Source organism: Pseudosulfitobacter pseudonitzschiae (assembly GCF_002222635.1).
Classification (GTDB): Bacteria; Pseudomonadota; Alphaproteobacteria; order Rhodobacterales; family Rhodobacteraceae; genus Pseudosulfitobacter; species Pseudosulfitobacter pseudonitzschiae_A.
In genome coordinates, this window is sequence record NZ_CP022415.1 from 3,440,058 (window position 1) to 3,459,289 (window position 19,232).

General features: G+C 57.9%; 19 protein-coding genes. 13 read left to right on the forward strand and 6 right to left on the reverse strand.

The annotated features are described in order from the left end of the window. Positions 1-10 precede the first annotated feature (10 nt). The 6 genes from SULPSESMR1_RS16890 to SULPSESMR1_RS16915 all read left to right on the forward strand — a co-directional run bounded on the left by SULPSESMR1_RS16890 (position 11) and on the right by SULPSESMR1_RS16915 (position 4,209). A complete protein-coding gene (locus tag SULPSESMR1_RS16890; protein ID WP_157729034.1) occupies positions 11-748 on the forward strand; it encodes a hypothetical protein in 738 nt (245 codons plus the stop codon). Beyond that, positions 745-2,109 (forward strand): DUF6638 family protein, encoded by a 1,365-nt coding sequence (locus tag SULPSESMR1_RS16895; RefSeq protein WP_089421926.1) that lies wholly within the window; start codon positions 745-747, stop codon positions 2,107-2,109. Before SULPSESMR1_RS16890 ends, SULPSESMR1_RS16895 begins: the two co-directional genes overlap by 4 nt. A gap of 3 nt (positions 2,110-2,112) precedes the next feature. After that, positions 2,113-2,391, forward strand: coding sequence for a hypothetical protein (locus SULPSESMR1_RS16900; protein ID WP_089421927.1), 279 nt, complete (start codon positions 2,113-2,115; stop codon positions 2,389-2,391). Positions 2,392-2,403: 12 nt separating this feature from the next. After that, positions 2,404-3,051 carry a DUF1523 family protein gene (locus tag SULPSESMR1_RS16905; protein WP_089421928.1) on the forward strand — a complete coding sequence of 216 codons (648 nt, stop codon included), beginning with the start codon at positions 2,404-2,406 and terminating at the stop codon, positions 3,049-3,051. 84 nt (positions 3,052-3,135) lie between these two features. Beyond that, positions 3,136-3,465: a hypothetical protein gene (locus SULPSESMR1_RS16910; RefSeq protein ID WP_157729035.1), complete on the forward strand. Its 330-nt coding sequence runs from the start codon at positions 3,136-3,138 to the stop codon at positions 3,463-3,465. A 54-nt stretch (positions 3,466-3,519) separates the two neighbouring features. After that, positions 3,520-4,209, forward strand: a complete 690-nt coding sequence (locus SULPSESMR1_RS16915; RefSeq protein ID WP_198362817.1) for a L,D-transpeptidase — start codon at positions 3,520-3,522, stop codon at positions 4,207-4,209. Between the two features lie 42 nt (positions 4,210-4,251). Here the strand turns inward: SULPSESMR1_RS16915 and SULPSESMR1_RS16920 are convergent, their stop codons facing one another. After that, entirely contained in the window at positions 4,252-5,829 is a 1,578-nt protein-coding gene (locus SULPSESMR1_RS16920; protein ID WP_089421930.1) for a DUF5928 domain-containing protein, read from the reverse strand. A gap of 144 nt (positions 5,830-5,973) precedes the next feature. Here SULPSESMR1_RS16920 and SULPSESMR1_RS16925 point away from each other — a divergent pair, with 144 nt between their 5' ends. Beyond that, complete coding sequence (locus SULPSESMR1_RS16925) at positions 5,974-6,792, forward strand: sulfotransferase family protein (RefSeq protein WP_089421931.1); 819 nt, start codon at positions 5,974-5,976, stop codon at positions 6,790-6,792. On the opposite strand, the gene SULPSESMR1_RS16930 is transcribed toward SULPSESMR1_RS16925, so the two are convergent. Further along, positions 6,789-7,457, reverse strand: a complete 669-nt coding sequence (locus tag SULPSESMR1_RS16930; RefSeq protein ID WP_089421932.1) for an SGNH/GDSL hydrolase family protein — start codon at positions 7,455-7,457, stop codon at positions 6,789-6,791. The genes SULPSESMR1_RS16925 and SULPSESMR1_RS16930 overlap by 4 nt on opposite strands. Positions 7,458-7,569: 112 nt before the next feature. Between SULPSESMR1_RS16930 and smpB the strand changes: the two genes are divergently transcribed. The 3 genes from smpB to SULPSESMR1_RS16945 all read left to right on the forward strand — a co-directional run bounded on the left by smpB (position 7,570) and on the right by SULPSESMR1_RS16945 (position 10,172). Then, positions 7,570-8,049: an SsrA-binding protein SmpB gene (smpB, locus tag SULPSESMR1_RS16935; protein ID WP_089421933.1), complete on the forward strand. Its 480-nt coding sequence runs from the start codon at positions 7,570-7,572 to the stop codon at positions 8,047-8,049. Positions 8,050-8,133: 84 nt separating this feature from the next. Continuing rightward, positions 8,134-8,988 carry a 3-mercaptopyruvate sulfurtransferase gene (gene sseA, locus SULPSESMR1_RS16940; RefSeq protein WP_089421934.1) on the forward strand — a complete coding sequence of 285 codons (855 nt, stop codon included), beginning with the start codon at positions 8,134-8,136 and terminating at the stop codon, positions 8,986-8,988. Then, entirely contained in the window at positions 8,988-10,172 is a 1,185-nt protein-coding gene (locus SULPSESMR1_RS16945; RefSeq protein ID WP_089421935.1) for an aromatic amino acid transaminase, read from the forward strand. The genes sseA and SULPSESMR1_RS16945 overlap by 1 nt, the downstream gene beginning before the upstream one ends. Positions 10,173-10,326: 154 nt before the next feature. Here the strand turns inward: SULPSESMR1_RS16945 and SULPSESMR1_RS16950 are convergent, their stop codons facing one another. Beyond that, the gene (locus SULPSESMR1_RS16950) at positions 10,327-11,670 is read right to left on the reverse strand and encodes an ammonium transporter (RefSeq protein ID WP_089421936.1); all 1,344 of its coding nucleotides are present in this window, start codon (positions 11,668-11,670) and stop codon (positions 10,327-10,329) included. Between the two features lie 28 nt (positions 11,671-11,698). Further along, a complete protein-coding gene (locus SULPSESMR1_RS16955; protein WP_089421937.1) occupies positions 11,699-12,037 on the reverse strand; it encodes a P-II family nitrogen regulator in 339 nt (112 codons plus the stop codon). Positions 12,038-12,295: 258 nt separating this feature from the next. On the opposite strand from SULPSESMR1_RS16955, the gene SULPSESMR1_RS16960 reads away from it, so the two are divergent. Further along, the gene (locus SULPSESMR1_RS16960) at positions 12,296-14,488 is read left to right on the forward strand and encodes a transglycosylase domain-containing protein (RefSeq protein WP_198362818.1); all 2,193 of its coding nucleotides are present in this window, start codon (positions 12,296-12,298) and stop codon (positions 14,486-14,488) included. Positions 14,489-14,521: 33 nt separating this feature from the next. Here the strand turns inward: SULPSESMR1_RS16960 and SULPSESMR1_RS16965 are convergent, their stop codons facing one another. Both SULPSESMR1_RS16965 and SULPSESMR1_RS16970 read right to left on the reverse strand, forming a co-directional pair. Beyond that, on the reverse strand, positions 14,522-15,115 hold the full coding sequence (locus SULPSESMR1_RS16965) for an MlaC/ttg2D family ABC transporter substrate-binding protein (protein ID WP_089421938.1): 594 nt from the start codon (positions 15,113-15,115) through the stop codon (positions 14,522-14,524). Next, positions 15,105-15,908, reverse strand: coding sequence for an MlaA family lipoprotein (locus tag SULPSESMR1_RS16970; protein ID WP_240311414.1), 804 nt, complete (start codon positions 15,906-15,908; stop codon positions 15,105-15,107). The genes SULPSESMR1_RS16965 and SULPSESMR1_RS16970 overlap by 11 nt, the downstream gene beginning before the upstream one ends. A gap of 168 nt (positions 15,909-16,076) precedes the next feature. On the opposite strand from SULPSESMR1_RS16970, the gene SULPSESMR1_RS16975 reads away from it, so the two are divergent. Both SULPSESMR1_RS16975 and SULPSESMR1_RS16980 read left to right on the forward strand, forming a co-directional pair. Beyond that, positions 16,077-17,813: a type I secretion system permease/ATPase gene (locus SULPSESMR1_RS16975; protein ID WP_089421939.1), complete on the forward strand. Its 1,737-nt coding sequence runs from the start codon at positions 16,077-16,079 to the stop codon at positions 17,811-17,813. After that, complete coding sequence (locus SULPSESMR1_RS16980) at positions 17,810-19,120, forward strand: HlyD family type I secretion periplasmic adaptor subunit (RefSeq protein ID WP_089421940.1); 1,311 nt, start codon at positions 17,810-17,812, stop codon at positions 19,118-19,120. Before SULPSESMR1_RS16975 ends, SULPSESMR1_RS16980 begins: the two co-directional genes overlap by 4 nt. The last annotated feature ends 112 nt before the right edge of the window (positions 19,121-19,232 follow it).

The window sequence follows — 19,232 nt, forward strand, 5'->3', positions numbered from 1 at the left end:
TGAGTACGAATTGGACTGGGGCGAGTTGAGCACCCTGCCCGCCGATCATCTGGCTGCATTTTCTGTTTTGAGTTTTGCTGTTAGCGAAGTTAACGTATTGAGAAAAAACTATATTTCGATCTCGCATGACTACACTGGTGAAAAAAGTATAGATAGTGCGAACAACATTAATAAATTTCTGGTCCTGAGAACCTGGAGCTCAAAGCTATTTGAAATTGCCGAGTTCCTTAGAAAAATTCACAAAAAGAAGGAAACTTCTGATGCTAGGCTTTTCGACTTTGCGAAGACTGCATCAGGAAAATTTGATAAACTAGATTTGGGTGACGGGCACAATATCGCAAGATACATCAGAAACGAAGCATCCCATCATTACTCATTCAGCTCTGCAAAAGAGAACATCAAACACGTTTTTCATGGTGGTGATTTCAATTTTTACACCCATGACGTAGGCGGAAATGATTTCTATCCCCTTGGTGAAGAAGTCATGTTTTATGGACGGTTAAACAGAAAGTGGGCTAATATCCCGTCAAAGACAGCACGAAATAAATTACTTCAAGAGTGGTTTGATTTTAATATTAAAGTCACTGATTGGCTTATGAAAACTCATGGCTATTTTGCACGAGAGTTCATCTTTGTGGCACTTGGTCGAAACATGATGGTAGTAAAATCATACGATGTACCATCTGCGCTTGTAGGCGATCTTTCAAAGACTTTGACGCCAATATTCTATGTGAAAGACGCGAAATGAACCGCCTCATCCGCTTCGGCCTCATGTTCGGCAACCTCTACCACGTCACCAGCCCCGCGCTGGTCGAGCGCTATAACCGCGCGCTGGAGCATCTGACGGGCAAGCGCACCGCGCTCACCGATTTCTACATCGACATTTCAGGCTTTTCGCCGGAAGTGGGCGATGATCTGGGCGATCCGCTATACCTGAACCAAGGTGGCGTGAACCGGCAGTTTATCCTGCTGAGCACTGACCAAAAACGCGCGCCTTTGCTGGATGCAAAGTTTTCGACCTCGCGCACGATCCTGCGGCGGTTCATCGAGGACAACGAGGCGGCGCTGTTTGCGTTGACCGCGCGGGATGCGGTGGCGGGTGAGTTGGTGAATTCGGTCTACGACGTGTCCACGCCGCAGCGCCTGTTCGACATCCGCGCCATCACCGTCGACGCGGACACCACCGCAGGCACCGTGCGCAATGCCGAAGCGCTGGCGGGCAAGATCGACACGTTTCTGCAAGACGAAGACGCGTGGTTCGATGATGTGCTGATCGCCGAGATGATCGGCCTTGCCGCGCAAACCGGCGATGTGACGCGCAATCCGGTGAAGCTGAAAAAGATGCGGTTCGAGCAGGGCAATTTCTGGACCGCACATTTCGGCGGTCTTTATGTGTTCCAAAAGGTTGAACATCCGGCGGTGATTGCGTCCGCAGACGCAAGCGCGCTGGGCACCTTGCCGCTGGAACATGTGTTCGAGACCCGCCAGCGCAACCAGATCGCGCGGTTTCTGGAGCTGAACGGGCTGGTTGAGCCGATCGTGGCGGCGCGAGGTATCGATTCGGCTGCGATCCTGCGGCAAAAGATGGATTTTATTCTGGTGGATGCGGTCACAACGGCGGGTGTTGATCTATCGGGCACCACGCGGGCCGACATGCGCCGTTTGGCGCGCGACCATGCCGCCCATCTGCCCGAGGAATTTCACGCGCTGGCGTCGCTGGTGAACTGGGCCGAGAACGGCGGGGCTTGGCCGCGCATCGCTTCGGACCATCCGGCCTATTTCTATACGCTGCGGGCGGCGGACCATGCCGATGCCGATCTGGTCAACATGCTGCTGGCCGAGCTGACCTCCAAGGACGTGCGCCAACTGTTCATCTGTCACAAGCAGATGTTCTATGCCACCTATGCCCGCTGGCCCGACGCCAAAAAGGAATATGTCGCACAATATCTTGCAGCGGAGTATCAGGCGGACAAGGTGGGCACGCGCGACGCACTGTTCGGCCACGACGCCCCGATGGAAGAACCCCCAGCATCCACCACACGCACCAAGCCGCAGACGATGGACGATCTGGTCGCTCGCGTCGGTCCTTGGGGCGCAGTCAGGAGATAGGCCATGTTCGCGTTGCTGCGTCTGATCGTTGTCGGCTTTGTCGTGCTGACGATCATCTACATCGGGTTGTCGCTGTATTCGCGCAGCGTCCGCAAGGGCAAGTTGCGGGCCGAATGGCGCGAACAGGCGCAGGCGGGTGTGGCCGAGCAGACAGAAGATGCGTTTGTGGATATCGGTATGATCGAATACGACAACTCTTTGCGGCGCAAGCTGATCCTTGGCGTCTATGTGGTGCCCACTGTTCTGGTGGGCGTCATCATCTATCTGACCAATTTCGCCTGAACGGAGGCCAATATGCGGTTTATCAAATGGTTCGTCATCATCGTGTTCTGGGTCTTTGTAGCGGCTTTTTTCCACTACACCCTGCCGCAAAAAGACATCGTGCGGATCGTGGATACATTCGAGCAGCGCATCGATCCCGGTGACAACCGGCTGTTCTGGGCGCAGGCGGATGTCGGCACGGATGGCACGATAGCCAATCGTGACGTCCTGTTCATTCAGGCGGTACGTGAAAACGGGCGGGTGATCGTCTATCGCAACGAAGACACCGGCTGGAGCTGGCCACCCTATTTCAAGTTCGACACCAAGAACCTTCAGACCGAAGCTGCCGACCTGAAATCGACCAAGGCTGATCCGCAGTATGTGCTGGTCAAGCATTACGGCTGGCGCAACGAGTTCCTCACGACCTTTCCCAACGCGATCAGCGTCAAGGCACTGGCTGGCCCCGACGCATCCAAGGGCATTCCGTTTCTGAATATCATCATCCTGACGCTGTTCTTCATGGTGGTCTATTTCATCTGGGTGCGCTGGCGCCGGTTCCGCCGCGCGCGCATCGACCCTAAACTGGAAGAGATGCAAGACAATTGGGAGGCCGCAGGCGATGCCATGTCGGATCGCCGCAGCCGGTTCTCGCGCTGGTTGGGGACGTGGCGGGCCAAGTAGGCGTTACATCTGCTCATCGTGATGTGATCGCGCCAAGGGTGGACTTGGGGCGGTGCTTCGGCCATTTCCCGAGGAATGATGGTTTTGCGTTCTCTTCTTCTGGCTTTGATGGTCTTCGTGGTGATGCCATGGGGTGCGTTCTCTGCCGTCTATCCGGCGCTTGCGCAGCCATCGCATGTGACAGTCGGGGATGCCTCGCAAGTGTCTGCGATGCCCGCGACGTTCGAGCGTCCGCACAAACGCTGCCGCACGGCGACCCTGCCGGGGTCACCCTGTGGGCAGGATCTGCGGTTGAATGACAGTGCGACGCTGGATGTGCCTGCACGCGACACCGACCGTCCCGTGCCGCACGACACGATGCTGCGCAGTGGCGTGACCAAACCACCCCCTCAGGGGCCGCCGCGGCTGATCTGACTGGACTGCCGGCGCGCAGACGCCATTCCCGATCAGATCAAAAGGATATCCCAAATGTTGACCCGACGCATGTTTGTCGCCAGTGGCGCGGCAGCAGGCCTTAGCGCCTGTGCCCGCCAAGCACCCACACCCGTGGCGGCACCCGCCCCCGTGATCCCGCCCCTGCCTGCCTTTTATCAGGCTGTGCCGGATGAGCCTTTTCCCGTGCCAGCGGTGCCCGAGGGCATTCTGAAGCCGCGCTATTGGAGACAGGACGTTGCCAACCTGTGGCCGCAGCGCGCCCGCGGGACCATCGTTGTCGATCCCGACGACGCACTGCTGTATTTTGTCGAAAGCCCCGAGATAGCGACCCGCTATGGCGTCAGCGTCGGTGCCGCAGGCTATGCTTGGAACGGCACGGCACGGTTGCAGTTCCGCCGTGAATGGCCGGTGTGGAAAGTGCCTGCGGCGATGATCGCGCGCAAACCGGAACTGGCCCCCTATTCCGTCGCCAAGGGTGGTATGCCCCCCGGTCCGGGCAATCCGTTGGGGGCAAGGGCGCTGTACCTGTTCCAGAATGGGGTTGATACGCTGTACCGTATTCACGGCGATGCCGACCCGCGTGAATTGGGCCGTTCGGTATCGTCGGGCTGTATCCGGATGCTGAATCAGGACGCGATCCATCTGTATGAACGCGCGCTGCATGGGGCAGATGTAATCGTTCTGCCGTCGATGAAGTCAACGGGCATCGGAGGGATCTACTAAGAAGACATGCGGCGCGGGCGGCAAAAGCCCGCGCGCGCCGCGTCAATCGGCGAACAGGTATTCGGCGCTTGCGATCTCGCGGCCCTTGTCCTCACCGATGCTTAGAAATCTGGAAAGGGCGCGGGCGTTTTCATCGATGGTCGCCCCTTCGCGCATCCGGCTCATATTCTCGAATTCGGCGTCGCGGATGCGGTCGCTTTCGAACACCATATCGTTGCGGATGGTGGGCAGAAGCCGTTCCAGCGTTTCCGCACTGGTCTGTTCGCCCGCAAGACCCACCCGCATGGCGTGGCCGATCAAATAGGTTTCAGTGAAATTGCACTGGATTTCCAGCATCCGCGTCATTGACCGGTCGCCAGCAAAATCTTGCAACAGGTCCATCTCGCCTGGGTCCATACAGACGATCAGGCGGTCGGTTTCGTAATAGTCGAACAGCATCCGCATCAACGCCCGACGGTGGCGCGTGCGCTTCCCCAGCGTTTTCTGGATTCCACCCAGATCCGGCAGCGGGGTGTCATCTTCGTTGAACAGATATTCGATGGCGGGCACATTGGTAACCTGCCGGATGCGGTCCAGCACCCGTTTGGCCACGTGCCATTTCTTACAGATCACAATCATCAACTCGCGTTCGCGACCCAGCGTTGATTCTGTTTCCCAGAACCGCGTGGCAAAGCGCCGTCCGATGCGGCCCCGTCCGCTGAGAAACTTGAACAGGTTGCGACCCTCGTTTGATATCTGGAACTGGACCCCCTCGGCGGCATAGAGCAGACCCAGACGGCGTTTTAGGTCAAAAGCCTCGGGGCTGATTTTGCGGGCAAAGAGGAAATCCTGACTGAGCAACAGATCATAGTGATCGTCATAAAACACCACCGGCATCCCGTAGTCGGTGAACATCAGAAAGGTCAGCGTGCGGGTGCGAATTTCCGTTTCGGGGACGACATGGCGCACGATGGTTTGAAAGAACGTCTCGTCGGGAATCCATGTTGTGCGAAAAAACCGCATCACATCGCGGCGCTTTTTGGTGAATTCCAGAACCCATTCGATGGTACGACGGCGCAGGCACCACCACTGGCTGCCGATTTGCACCTGAATGTCGGCGGGAATTTCGCGGGTCAGCCCCAGCCGCTGTTGCAGGTGGTAACTGGCATAGAACCGGCGTTTCTGCGTGCGTTCATTGAAAAAGTGCCGGTAAATCAACCGCTCTTCTTTCATGCCGGTCTTGATCCAGTCGCTGTCGAAATAGTCGAAGCTTTCGATAAAGTCCGCGTCGTTGTCATCCAGGAACCGGTGCGTGTACTCGGCGGACTTGATCGCCATGCAGTCGCCCGAAAGCATGTAAAAATGCGTCGCGCGCGGAAAAGCTTTGACGGCGGATTCCACTGCGTACAGCGTGGCTTGTACCAGCGACCATTCCCCCCAGCCGCACTTGATCCGTTTGTGGGCAAAGGTAACGTTGGGGTTGTCGTTCAGGGCGGCGCGGATGGCTTTGAAATGTTCGGGTTTGGCCGAGGCATCAAAGTGGATTGCCATGTAATCGCCAGCCGCAGTCAGCCGCTTTGCCTGCTTGATGATGGCATCCGGGTCCTTGTGACACAGCAATATATAGGCAATTTTGGCCATACCAGAGATTCACAAGCCCTTTACCTGTTGTTGTTTACCTAGATAGTGATGAAGGGAGATTGAATAAACAGCATTTATTTGCTTTTTTGCTGCGATAGACAACTGCTACCCGTTGAAGCAGCAGGATTTCAAAGGACGACAGGTATGGGTTTCCCCGGAACATGGATGACGGAAAGCGAAAGCGTGGTATACCGCGTTGTACCCAAATGCGCCTGCTCGACCATTGGCCAGATCATGTATTATTCGGATCACGGCGAATTTTTCGACGGTGACATTCATGACGCCAAGGGCGGGATGCACAAATGGGCGCTTGAGGAAAGTCAGGCGCCGATCACGGCCAATGTGCAAAACCACAGCTCCTATGCGTTCACCTGCGTGCGCAATCCCTATACCCGCATCCTATCGTCGTTTTTCGACAAAATCTGCGGCATCCAGCGCAACGGCAAACGCTATCGTGGCAATCTGGTGCCGCTGCTGGTGCAGAAATACGGCATCGAAGTGGGCGGCGACGACGGCAAGCAAGAGTTTGACCAGATCGCCAGTTTTCGCCGGTTCTTGCTGTTCGCCCGTGACACGATCCGCTGGCGCAAACCGATGGAGCCTGACATTCACTGGTCTGCGATGTCAGGCCATGTGTCGACGTACATTGTAAACGGCGGAAAATACGACAAAATCATCTGGACTGAAAAGTTCAACGAAGGCATGGAAGAAGTCCTAAATGCCATCGACACGCCGAAAAAAGTGAATATCGCAGAAATTCCCCGTTTCAACGAAAGCGAAGGCCACGGCCCCAAGCGTGCGCATCCGGTCGAAGATTACTTCGATGATTTGTCGATGCATCTGGTCTATGAAATCTACAAACGTGATTTCGAGGTGTTCAAATACGATTTTGAAAACCCCGCCAACAAGATGCCCACAGCCGAGATTGATCTGGATGAAGTTCACAAGAAGCTGGGCGATTAACCGCCCGCTTCTGCGATGATTTTCGCAACGCGTTTGCCCGCTGCGGCGGTCCCTTTGGTGCTGGGGTGAACCATGTCGGCCGCGTGGAACGACCTGTCGCCGTTGGGGACCAGATCAGCCATTGGCACAAACCAGACACCATTGTCGCGCTGTGCCATTCGGGTCACGCGGGCATCCAGTTCGTTACCCTCGTCGCGGCAGTGTTCGATCGGTGATCCACGGCCCGGACTGCGCAGGTAGCCGACGTAAATCACCTGCGCACCGCTTTTGCGCATCTTGGACACCAGCGCCGGAATTTCACCGCGCGTGCCGTCCTTTGAGATCATTTTGGTCATTTTCCGGTCGCAGCGCGAACAATTGCAGCCCAACCACAGGTCATTTCCGCCACCGTTCATAATGACCCAATTCCATGGGCCAGGACGGTACTGGCGCACAATGTCGAACCCCAGCGCGCCGGTCAGCGGCAGGTTATAGATCATCCGCGCGCCCATCACCGACCGGTTCGACACCTGCTGTCCCAGTTCGCGCTGAACCACAGCGGGAATCGAGCGACCAGAACTGGAATGGACCGCGAAAAACGAATCTCCGATAGCCAGAATGCGTGCCCGTTCTGCGGCCACGGGTGTGGACAGCATCAGCAAGATCATCAATGCTATTGGTTTCATCGTGTTTCCCTTTATCAGAATATACCGCTTCTTTGCATCACAGTTCCCAGAAATTGTGAAAGTGGTGCGGCGATATTGTGAAATGCGCTGCTTCACCCTACATGCCTTTGCTATGGCACAGGTAAAGAACGCAGACCCTAACTACAAAGTGATCGCCGAGAACCGGCGGGCACGGTTTGACTATGCCATCGAGGAAGATCTTGAATGCGGGATCATTCTGGAAGGCTCCGAGGTCAAGTCGATGCGCCAAGGCGGTTCGAACATCGCGGAAAGCTATGCCGCTGTCGAAGACGGCGAGTTGTGGCTGGTGAACAGCTATGTTGCCCCGTACGATCAGGCCAAGACATTCCGCCACGAGGAACGCCGTCGCCGCAAATTGCTGGTCAGCCGCAAACAGATGGCCCATCTGTGGAACGAAACACAGCGCAAGGGTATGACATTGGTGCCGTTGGTGTTGTATTTCAACCACCGTGGGATGGCCAAGATCAAGATCGGCATCGCCAAGGGCAAAAAGAACCACGACAAACGCGAGACCAGCGCCAAGCGTGATTGGAACCGTCAAAAGGCCCGCTTGCTCAAGGATCACGGCTGAACAAGGCGGCGAAGGCGATCTATCTTGCGAAGGCGTCCCTGCAAGGGTAGGGAAAACACGTTTATTCACGCACGGAGGCCACCCATGTCCGATGATCCCAAAACGCTTGTCTCGACCGAGTGGCTGGCCAAACATATCAAAGACCCCGATCTGCGTATTCTGGATGGGTCGTGGTACTTGCCCGATGCCAACCGCAACCCCAAGGCCGAATACGATGCGGCCCACATCCCCGGCGCGCGGTTCTTTGACATTGACGAGATTTCCGACGCGCGGTCGGATCTGCCGCATATGGCGCCCCCCGTTGAAAAATTCATGTCGCGGATGCGCGCGATGGGCGTGGGCGACGGCCATCAGGTTGTGGTCTATGACGGTGCCGGTGTCATGTCCGCCCCCCGTGTGTGGTGGTTGTTCCGGCTGATGGGCCACGAGAATGTCGCCGTTCTGGACGGCGGTTTCCCCAAATGGCAGGCCGAGGGGCGCGCAATCGAGGATTTGCCTCCCGTTGTCAAAGACCGTCACCTGACCGTGCGCTTTCAGAATCATCTGGTGCGCGACGTCACGCAGGTGTCGCAGGCCTCTAAACTGGGGGATGCGCAGGTCATCGACGCCCGCAGCGCAGCCCGTTTCCGTGGCGAAGCGCCTGAGCCGCGCGAAGGGTTGCGGGGGGGGCACATTCCCGGATCGCGCAATGTACCGTTCGATTTGCTGCTGAACGATGACAACACTCTCAAATCCCCCGCCGACTGCCGCGCAGTGTTCGAGGCGGCAGGCGTTGATCTGTCTTGCCCGCTGATCACCACCTGCGGTTCGGGTATCACCGCATCGGTTCTGGCGCTGGCGCTGGAGCGGATCGGCGTTGATACATGGTCGCTTTACGATGGATCCTGGGCCGAGTGGGGAATGTTCCCCACCGTACCCGTCGCAACCGGAGACGCATGATGTTCGAAACTCTCAAGCCGCAGGCACCCGACAAGATCCTGTCGCTGATGGCTCAATACAAAGAAGACCCGCGCAGCACCAAGATCGACCTTGGTGTGGGTGTTTACAAAGACGCCTCGGGGCTGACGCCCGTGATGCGCGCGGTCAAGGCCGCCGAGCACAAGCTGTGGCAAGAGCAGGACAGCAAGTCCTACACCGGTCTGACGGGCGATCCTGCGTTTTCGGATGCGATGATCAAATTGGTTCTGGCCGATGCTGTGCCGCGCAATACCGTGGCGGCGGCGGCGACGCCCGGCGGCACGGGAGCTGTGCGTCAGGCCTTTGAGATGGTCCAGATGGCCAACCCGCAGGCGCGCGTGTTCGTGTCTGACCCGACCTGGCCCAACCACATTTCGATTTTGCAGTATCTGGGCATCGAAATGGTGCCATACCGCTATTTCGACAGCGAAACCCGCAGTGTGGCCTTCGACGGCATGATCGAAGACCTCAAAACCGCGACCAAGGGCGACGTGGTTCTGCTGCATGGTTGCTGCCACAACCCGACAGGCGCCAACCTGACGATGGAGCAGTGGGCCGAAGTTATCAAAGTCTTGCAAGAAACCGGTGCCATACCGATGATCGACATTGCCTATCAGGGCTTTGGCGACGGACTGGACGCGGACGCTGCCGGAACCCGCGCAGTAGCTGCGGCTGTTCCGGAATGTTTGATTGCGGCCAGTTGTTCAAAAAACTTTGGGATTTACCGCGAACGCACAGGCATTTTGATGGTTGTGGCTGCGGATGCTGGGGCAGAGGCGTTGAATCAGGGTACGCTTGCCTACCTCAACCGCCAGAACTTCAGCTTTCCGCCCGATCATGGGGCACGGCTGGTGACCATGATTCTGACTGACGACGCCCTACGCGCCGATTGGCAGGCCGAGCTGGAAGATGTGCGTCTGGGTATGCTGGGCCTGCGTGAACAGCTGGCCGCAGAACTGAAACGTCTTTCAAACTCGGACCGGTTTGATTTTCTGGCCCTTCATCGTGGCATGTTCTCGCGTCTGGGGACCACGCCCGAGCTGGTCGAAAAGCTGCGGGCTGATCACGGCATTTACATGGTGGGTGACAGCCGCATGAACATCGCAGGCCTGAATTCCGAAACCGTGCCGGTGTTGGCGCGCGCGATCATTGATGCGGGTATCTGACGGACCCGCGTTTGACGGGACCAGCGTGATTGGGCGGCCCTTTCGGGGTCGCCCTTTTTGCTGCCTGCATCACCTTGTTCCAAACATGAACAAGCCGGGCGCATTGCTGCGCCCGGCTTGTTGTCTCATGGCTGATAGCGGGAGGAAGGAGACCTCAGCCCTTGGAGAACTCGGGATAGGCTTCCATGCCCATTTCGGACATATCCAGACCGTTGATCTCATCCTCTTCGGAGACGCGGATGCCCATGGTTGCCTTTAGGATGAACCAGACGATACCGGATGCGATCGCGGTGAACAGACCCACCACAATGATCGAATACAGCTGCGTTGCCAGCGAAGCGTCACCGTTGGTGAATACAACCGCGATGGTGCCCCAGATACCGCAGAACAGGTGAACCGGGATCGCGCCGACAACGTCGTCGATCTTCAGTTTATCCAGAAACGGAACCGCAAAGACCACGATCACACCGCCCACTGCACCGATCAGAGTTGCAGCGCCCAGCGACGGGGTCAGCGGCTCGGCTGTGATCGACACCAGACCGGCAAGCGCGCCGTTCAGCACCATTGTCAGGTCAGGTTTCTTGTACAGGATCTGCGTCAGGATCAGCGCAGCAATCGCGCCACCAGCAGCAGCCGTGTTGGTGTTCGCGAAGATGCGGCTGACATCAGCCACGTCGCCCACGGTGCCCATCGCCAGCTGCGAGCCACCGTTGAAACCGAACCAGCCCAGCCACAGGATGAACGTACCCAGTGTTGCCAGAGTCAGGTTCGAACCGGGAATCGGGATAGTGCGGCCGTCTTTATACTTGCCGATACGCGGACCAAGGATCAGCGCGCCGACCAAAGCAGCCCAGCCACCGACCGAGTGCACAACAGTCGAACCGGCGAAATCGAGGAAGCCCATCGCGTCCAGGAAGCCACCGCCCCATTTCCACGACGCCTGGATCGGATAGATCACGGCGGTCAAGGCAATGGTAAAGGCAAGGAAGGGCCACAGTTTGATGCGCTCAGCCAATGCGCCTGAAACGATCGACGCGGTCGCCGCACAGAACATCAACTGAAAGAAAAAGTCGGAACCGGTAGAGGCATAAGAATAGTCATCGGCTGCATCGGCAGTGACGCCAACCGCTTCAAGAACGCCGGGGCCCCAGACGCCGGACAGGATGCCATCGATGGACCAGGTGCCCAGCGGGTACATCAGGTTGTAGCCGATCAGGTAGTAGAAGATCGACGCGAGCGAGAAGAGCGAAATGTTCTTTGTCATCTGCATGGTGACGTTCTTCGAACGGACGAGGCCGCCTTCGAGCATGGCAAAGCCTGCCGCCATGAAGAACACCAGAAAGCCGCCCACAAGGAACAGCAGCGAGTTCATGATAAAGACCATATCGGTCGACGCGTTCACGCCAGCCGTCGGGCCTTCGTCCTGGGCAAAGCCCAGCGTCGGCAGCAGCGCGATCGACGCGGCAGCTGCGAGCGTAAGAGTTGTGGTACGTTTCATTGTTGGAATGTCCCCGGTTGCGGTCGCGTTAAAGCGCGTCGTGATTGGTTTCGCCGGTGCGCACACGCACGGCCTGTTCGACGTCGAGCACGAAAATCTTGCCGTCACCGATTTTGCCGGTGTGCGCGGTTTTCTTGATCGTCTCGACCACCTGATCGGCGGTGGCGGCATCGACCACGATTTCCAGTTTGATTTTCGGAACGAAGTTCACGGCGTACTCGGCGCCACGATAAATTTCTGTATGGCCGGATTGAGAGCCAAAGCCCTTGATCTCGGTCACCATCATGCCGCGGACGCCAGCTTCGGTCAGAGCCTGACGGACATCCTCCAGCTTGAATGGTTTGATCGTTGCTATGATCAGTTTCACGCATTTTCCCCTTGTCGATGGCCATCTTTTTTGGCCGTTTTCCTGTTGGCAACAGATGGAATGACGGGCCGTTGGGGAAGATCAGGCGCGCATTTATGAGGCGGTTGCGATAGGTTTGTGCGCAAAAAATGCGCAAACTTGCGAATATGCCTAAAATTTCATCGAAAAAATGATGAAGGATAGCGAACAGTTCCCCGTGTATCTCGCGGCGCAGACAGGTATTGTGCTGGAAACAAACAAGGCCGAGCAGGGGTCTAGATGAGCAATTCGACACGCGGCAAGCGTCCTTTGGTGGCAGACAAACGGTCTTCCTCCACTTCCAGGAAGAAAACGACCACAACGCGCAAGCGTCCGGTTAAACGGCGCAAACCCATCCCGCCACGGCGCGGCGGGATTATTGGGTTTCTTCTGCGTATCTTGCGATTTTTCACCCGTCTGATCTGGGCCGTGACATGGCGCGGAACGCTGGTGGCTGTTTTGGTTCTGGGCCTGTGGGTCGGCTATACCGCCACGACCTTGCCCGATCTCGAAGAGTTGCTGGACGGTCGCGCACGCGGGTCGGTGACCATGAAAGATTATCAGGGCAACACCTTTGCATGGCGCGGCGACCAGTTCGGGGGCGTCGTGACTGCGCAAACCGTGTCGCCCCACCTCAAGAACGCGATTATCGCGACCGAGGACCGGCGATTCTATAAACATATCGGTGTCAGCCCGCGCGGCATTGCCAGCGCCGTGCGGATCAACCTGCGCGAAGGGCGCGGACCACTGGACGGGCATGGCGGTTCGACCATCACCCAGCAAGTTGCGAAACTGTTGTGTCTGGGCACGCCCTATGACCCTGCAACAGGTCAGACAGAAACGCAGTACGAACAGGATTGCCGACGTGGAACATTGCAGCGCAAGATTTTCGAAGCGGTTTATGCGCTGGCGATGGAGGCCAAATATTCCAAGGACGACATCCTGACGATCTATATGAACCGTGCGTTTTTGGGTGCTGGCGCACGTGGCTTTGAGGCTGCAAGTCTGCGCTATTTTGGAAAATCTGCGGCCACTGTAGACCCTGCCGAGGCTGCGATGCTGGCAGGTTTGCTGGTCGCACCAACGCGGTTTGCGCCCACCAACGATCTGGCGCGGTCGCAGAACCGTGCGGCGACAATCATCCGGCTGATGAACGAACAGAACTATCTGACCAGCGCAGAGGCAGCGCAAGCACAGGCCAATCCGGCCGTGCTTAGCCAGGCTGCCGCCGCCCGCGCGGGCGGGTACTTCGCCGATTGGGTGATGTCTTCGGGCCCCGAATTTTTCACACGCAAAACAACAGAAGATGTGATCATTCGGACCACGCTTGATCAACGTATTCAACGCGCCGCCGAAGAGGGGCTCAAATGGGTCTTTGAGAACAAGGTACGTGAAGGGTCCAAAGCCCAAGCGGCCATCGTCGTGATGGATGCAGAGGGGGCCGTGCGCGCGATGGTTGGTGGGCGCGACAATCAGGTGGCGGGCGCGTTCAACCGTGCCACCCAAGCATTGCGCCAGACCGGATCGGCATTCAAACCCTTCGTTTATGCCACTGCACTGGACCTGGGCGCATCGCCTTTGGACCTCATCGAAGACGCGCCGTTGACAATAAACATTCCGGGTTCCGGTTCGTGGTCGCCCAATAACTACACCAATCGCTTTTTGGGCACGGTAACACTGGCCAAGGCGCTGGAAGAATCGCTGAACATTCCGGCTGTTAAAGTGTCCGAAAGCGTTGGCCGTGAGAACGTGCGAACCGTAGCCAGCGGCTTTGGCATCGACAGCGATCTGGCGGCTGGGCCTGCACTGGCGCTGGGTGCATCGGAAAGCACGCTGATCGAGATGACGGGCGCCTATGCGGGGTTTCTGAACGGCGGTTCGTCGGTCACGCCTTACGGTCTGATCGAACTGCGGCTGCTGGGCGACGAAGAACCCCTGATGGGCACCGGCGGTGGCATTGGCGAGCGGGTGATCCAGCAAGACGCCGCGCGGCAACTGGTCTGGATGATGGAAAAAGTCGTCAGCGAAGGCACCGGCGCGCGTGCACAGTTTGGCGGGCGCGAGATTGCAGGTAAAACCGGCACAACGCAGGCGGCGCGTGATGCATGGTTTATCGGCTTTACCGGTGACTATGTGGCGGGTGTCTGGATGGGATACGACGACAACACGCCGCTAACCGGTGTGACCGGCGGCGGGTTGCCTGCTGAAATCTGGCGTGAAGTGATGATGCGCGTACACGAGGGATTGCCGCTGACGCCATTGCCAATGGACGGACCGCGCCAGCCGCAGCACGTCGTCGATGCGCCAGTTGCACAACCGCGTGCCACGACGACCGAGGGCATCATTAATAACCTGCTGCGCGATATTCTTGGTGGCGGGGGTGGGAATTCCTCTGGCCGGCAACAGCCGAAGATCAACGGAGGAGAACGGTAGCGCCCCGCGAAGAGCGCTGCCGTCTCCAGTCCGTCAACCCATGCGGCTGAGGTCTGAGATCATCTTGTCGATGTTGCCACCGTTACGGTCCAGCAGCGCGCCGATTTCGGTGCGTTCTGTCAGCAGCATGTTCACGCCTTCGATGAACATATTGAAGAACAGATTGCGGCCCGACTTGTCCGAGACAAGGAATGTCACCTCGAAGGGAGCCTCGCCGCGCAGGTAAGCGGTGGTTTTGATTTCGTATCCTGCCTTGATCTGTCGGGCCGATTTCACTTCGATCCGGCCCCCGATGAACTCGTGGAACCGCTTCCCGTATTTGCGAGAGATATAGCCCGCGAACACGTCGCCAAACTTGCGCTTTTGCGCGGCAGAGGCGCTGCGTCCGTCCACGCCAAGAGCGTATTGCGCCATGATTGGCACATCGCCGTACGTTGCAAAGATTTTTTCAAAGTCACGGATCATCGCGTTTTCGGATTTGCCCGAAGCAATCACACGGTTGATTTCGGCCACAAGCTTGTCAACCAGCGCGCGCGCCTGCGCTTCGTTCAGGGCCCAGACGGGACCGGCCACAAGGGCGCCACCAGAAGCAGCAAGGAACGTGCGTCGTGTCAGGTTATTGAGCATAGGGGTCCTCGTAAATGTCAGAGTACGGGTCATCAGAGTAAGGATCGTCGCCTTCGGCACCGCCTGTCCCGACGCTGTATCCCAGTTCAAACCGCCGGTTCTGAAGGTAGATTAGACGGGCTTGGGCGTAGCTGTCGGCGCTTTCGTACAGGATCGAATCGACCGTGTCAGAGTACCGGCCGCGATCGCCCAGTCGCGACGCCAGCTTAGCGCCGGTGGCATAATATTTTTCAGGGTTGGGCAAACGATAGGTCAGCGGGTTGGTGAACAGGTCGACAATACGCCCTACAGCATCTCGGCGGGTTGCGGGGCCTGCTACGGGCATTTCCACATAGGGGCCTTCGGCAACGCCCCAGACATACAGCGTTTCGCCGAAATCGGTGTTGTGTTGCGGCACGTCAAATTCGGTCGCAGCATCCACCAGTCCGCCGAATCCCAGAACCGTGTTGGTCAGAAACCGCACGGTCGACAGGCCAGCGCCGCGAAAATCACCTTGTAATAGCGAATTTACGACAACGCTGGGTTGGGCCAGGTTGGTGGCAAAGTTGCCAACAGTGTCTTCAAGCTCGTCGGGAACCGCGTTTGAATACCCCCGTCCGGCCGGTCGCAAGACCGCTTGGTCCAGCTTGCGGTTAAAGGCGTGAACCTTGCGATTGCCAGCTTCGTTGGGGTCATAGATGCCGTCGCGCGATACGGCATTTTGGTCAGGCGCTGCACAAGCGCTGACAAGGGCCAAAGCCAGTATCATGATCGGCAGACGCGCCCCGCGGTGCTTGAAGTGATAAACTGACAATGGCGGTCTCCGTTTCAAAATCTTAGAACTTACCTAATGCTTTCACTGCTATTGCCCAGATGGGTAACGTGCGAATTATATCTCTGTGGCACTTCCGCCGCAGCGACCATAAAATTTTTCAGCCTGAGAGGGCATAGCAGTCGCCGTATAGCAGGCGAAAAGGTGCCGATGCAAAATCGCGTTCAGAAAATGGGAGCAGCCGAATTGCGGCGCGCCCGTGCAGAAACTCGCAACCTTTACTGGTTGGTAGGCGTGTTCAGCCTGTTTGCCAACCTGCTGATGTTGACGGGCCCGCTGTATATGTTGTCGGTCTATGATCGCGTGCTGGGCAGCCGGTCCGAAGAGACGCTTATCGCCTTGTCGTTGCTGGTTTTGTTCCTTTACGGCGTGATGGGAATTCTCGACTATACCCGCAGCCGGATCATGGCGCGCGTGGGGGCGCGTTTTCAGACGCGGTTGGATCGTCGTGTGTTCGACGCCGTGGTGCGCAAATCGGCTGTGGCGCCTGACCTGCAAACGCAATCCGGTCTGGCCGATCTGGAAGCCGTCCAACGGTTTATGACCTCGCCGGTGCTGATTGCCTTTTTCGACTTGCCTTGGACGCCGATCTTTTTGGCGGGAATCTTTATGTTCCATCCGATGCTGGGCTGGCTGGCGGTGGGTGGCGGGGTTCTGTTGATCCTGATTGCCTTTCTGAACCAGTGGCTGTCGCGCGAACCGCAATTGCGCGCGGGGATTGCGGACCAACAGGCCGGTTCCATGTCAGATCAGCTTCGTATCGAGGCTGAAATGGTTCAGGCAATGGGAATGCGCGACGCGGCGTTCACCCGTTGGTCCAAAATACGAAGCTGTGCGTTGAAAGAACAAATTTCAGCGACAGATGTGGGTGGTACGTTCACGTCGCTGACCAAAATGCTGCGACTGTTCTTGCAAAGCGCGATGCTGGGCCTTGGGGCCTATCTGGTGCTGCAGAACGAAATGACTGCAGGAGCGATGATCGCAGGATCGATCCTGTTGGGTCGTGCGCTTGCGCCGATTGAAATGATGCTGAACCAGTGGCCGCTGGTGCAGCGCGCTTCCAAAGGGTGGGACAATCTGGCCGAACTTTTGGGCACGGTACGACCTGAACAATCGCGCACAGCCTTGCCGCGGCCCAAGGCGCGGCTGGTTGCAAAATCGCTGACAGTGGTGCCGCCGGGTGAAAAGCAGGCGTCGCTGCGGGGCTTGAATTTCGAGCTGAAACCGGGCGAAGCACTGGGCGTGATCGGGCCATCGGGTGCCGGTAAATCGACGCTGGCACGCTGTATCACTGGCGTGTGGCGCCCTGCTGGCGGGTCGATCCGGCTCGACAGTGCAGCACTGGACCAATACGAACCGGACGTTCTGGGGCAGCATATCGGCTATCTTCCGCAACGGGTGCAGCTGTTTGATGGCACCATTGCCGAAAACATCGCTCGTCTGGCCGAAAAGCCAGACGATGTCGCCGTTGTCGAGGCCGCGAAAAAGGCGGAGGCGCACGAAATGATCCTCGAATTTCCCGAAGGTTATGACACCCGCATCAACGCAGGCCAGCAGCGCCTTTCGGGCGGTCAGATCCAGCGTATCGGTTTGGCCCGCGCGCTTTATGCCGATCCGGTGATCATGGTGCTGGACGAGCCGAACTCGAATCTCGACAATGACGGCACCGAGGCATTGAACCGTGCGATCCGTGCAATGAAGGCGGACGGGCGATCGGTCATGATCATGGCGCACCGGCCTTCGGCGATTGCGGAATGCGAAATGTTGTTGATCCTCGATCAGGGCGCGCGCGTGGCCTTTGGCCCCAAGGACGATGTGCTGAAATCGAACGTACAGAACCATCGACAAATCACGCAGGCGCCGCGCCGCGCGTGGGGTATCTCATGATTGACGCAACCGAAAAGGCATGGAGCGCACGGGGACCCGTTCTGTTTGGCCTGTTCGGCCTGATCGTGCTGTTCGGCGGCTTTGCGTTCTGGGCGACGCAAAGCAATATCGCGGGCGCGATCATCGCCTCGGGGCGTATCGAGGTTGATCGCAACCGCCAGATCGTACAGCACCCCACGGGTGGGGTTGTGTCCGAGATTGCAGTGAAAGAAGGTGACACCGTCAAAGCGGGGGATCTGCTGCTGGCGCTGGACGACCGGCAGATGAAATCGCAACTGGCGATCATCGAAGGCCAGCTTTACGAACTGATGGCCCGTCGCGGACGGCTTGAGGCCGAGCGCGACCAGACCGATAGGGTGGTGTTCGAGGAAGAGTTGAAGCAAGCTGGTGCGGAAAACTCCGATCTGCAAGAGTTGATCAGCGGCCAGCGCAACCTGTTCTTTGCCCGCCGCGACAGTGTCGCAGGCGAGTCCGAGCAGCTACAAAAACGTCAGGGCCAGATCCAAAGCCAGATCGACGGCGTCGAGGCACAGGACAAGGCGCTGGCACTGCAACTGGGCTTTATCGAAGAAGAATTGACCAACCAACAGGCTTTGCTGGAAAAAGGTCTGGCACAGGCTACACGGGTTCTGGCGCTGCAACGCCAACAGGCCAGCCTTGAAGGGCAGTTGGGCGAACTGGCCGCCAGCAAGGCACAGGCCGAAGGGCGGATCACCGAAATTGACCTTGAAGTGCTGAAACTGAGCGCTGGACGGCGTGAAGAGGCAATCACACAGCTGCGCGATCTGCGTTATCGCGAACTGGAACTGGTGGAACAGCGCGCATCGCTGCGAGCGGACATCGAAAAACAACAAATCCGCGCGCCAGTGTCGGGCATCGTTTATGCGATGCGGGTGCAAACCCCCCGATCTGTTATTCGTGGCGCTGATCCGGTGCTTTACCTGATCCCGCAGGACAGGCCATTGGTGATCGTGGCGCAGGTGGCTCCGATTCACATCGACGAGGTTCACGTCGGCCAGCAGGTGAACCTGCGTCTCAGCGCGCTTGACCAGCGCAACACGCCCGAACTGGTGGGGCAGGTTGATCTGATCTCGGCGGATGCATTCGAGGACGAGGCGCAGAGGCGCAGCTTTTACCGCGCCGAAATTGCGCTGAACCTCGGCGAGCAGAGCAAGCTGAAAATAGGCGAGGTGCTGATCCCCGGTATGCCGGTCGAGGTGTTTATTCGCACCGCAGACCGTACGCCGCTGGCCTATCTGGTCAAACCCTTTTCCGACTATTTCAAACGGGCGTTCCGCGAAAGCTGATGGGGCAAAGGGGGCCAGCCCCCCGTCGCTGCGCGCCGTCCCCCGGAGTTTATCGGGCAAGATGAAGCATTGGGTCTTTTGCTTTTGCTGGCGAGGGACTAGCGTCGCGGCT